At 45.6% G+C, this 1,424-nt stretch carries 1 protein-coding gene and 1 pseudogene; both read right to left on the bottom strand.

The window, feature by feature from the left end; genetic code table 11:
• Nucleotides 1-511, bottom strand: a pseudogene (locus B4K20_RS11580) (spermidine synthase); the annotation flags it as partial.
• Nucleotides 511-1,424 (bottom strand): DUF3530 family protein (locus B4K20_RS11575; RefSeq protein ID WP_289282997.1); only part of this gene is annotated, 914 nt, incomplete at its 5' end. The pseudogene B4K20_RS11580 and the gene B4K20_RS11575, both read right to left, overlap by 1 nt.

The following is a 1,424-nucleotide window of genomic DNA, read 5'->3' as shown; positions in this document are numbered from 1 at the left end:
TCCCAGAACAGGCATCAAAAAAAGCCTGAACCCCCACACTGGCCGCCATCCCATTTTGGTCATAAGCATCAACCAAAATCAGATCATAACTAAAGTCTGTTTGGTAAAAGCACTGATTCACATAGAGATAACCATCACCCAAATTGATGTTTAAATTCGGGTTATCAATCGGAACCTGGAAAAAAGACTGTGCCACATCCACAACGTCGCGACGATATTCCACGACATCGACATAACAATCAGGGAAATGGTGCAATAGAAACTTGACCAATGAACCGCCACCCAGCCCGATAACTAAGACTCGTTTAGGATTGGGATTCAGTAACAAACACCCCATCATTGCTTGTGTGTAACTCAGCTCCAGATAGTGCGGCTGATTAAGCCGCATTGAACTCTGTCTGGGAAAAGTCCCAAAATGCAAGGAGCGGATATTGCCACTGTCTACCACCTCAATTAAACCATCATCAGATACGGCTTGATGGATGAGACTGCCATCACCATAAATGCGCATTAAGCATCATCCTCGGCGATAAAGTGTTTGTGTAGCCAACCACGAACGATGCCAAGAACATTGGCTTCAGCGCCATAGAAGCTGGGACTGATCGTGATGATTTTTCGTTGTTCATAATTGTTCACATTGGCTTTTCTCATATTCGCTTTGCGTTGAACCGCTTTTATATCTGTTTGTAATGGTCTCTCAGCTATCAGATCGAGTATTACTTTTACTTTAGGTGGTTCAGTCAACTCAATATCCGTATTAATCCACACGATGCCTACCTCACCACTGGCCATTGAAAAACTTTCATTTGCCAGATTGGCTGCTTCACCAAACCCAATAATGGCCGTCGGCCCATCCTGTTTTTCTGCCAGATAACTCATAGCTGCAGCAATGCGTGCTTCATTACTGACTATATAAGGTGTGTTCTCAGTGTCTGATTGTTCAGCATCACCTTCAGCAGTTTGGCTCTCTGCGTCGTCTGCTGCAGCCTCTGTCGGCTCCTCACTCTGTTCTGTTGCTGTTTCAGTTTCTGTCGCTGCTGGCTGCTCTGCAACATCGCTATCGTCAGAACTCGTATTTGCAGCATCAGTGTCAGTTGTTTTTTCTGAATTCGATGGTGCGAGGTACAGATTAGGAGTGAAATCATAGTGTAAAGCGACTGTCATGGTTGACCAGCCAGCTTTGCTTAAGCCCATCCTGAGGGTACGAACAATGCCATCGCTATCGATATCCTGACCACGTCCGTGCAGAATCAATACTTTCCCTGCTGATTTACCCAGACTATCTGGCATGTATGTGGCATCTATCGATTGCTCACTGACGGTCAGTGCAACATAGCCTTCCACATTACCCTGCTCACGTAACATAATCGGTGAATTTTCTTCGGCAACTGTCTCATTATCATCAGCCCCGGCAGGTGGTTCTG

The organism is Methylophaga sp. UBA5088 (assembly GCF_002414625.1).
GTDB lineage: Bacteria > Pseudomonadota > Gammaproteobacteria > Nitrosococcales > Methylophagaceae > Methylophaga > Methylophaga marina.
Note: the sequence above shows the minus strand (reverse complement) of the source record. Positions and strands in the feature narration are given on the sequence as shown.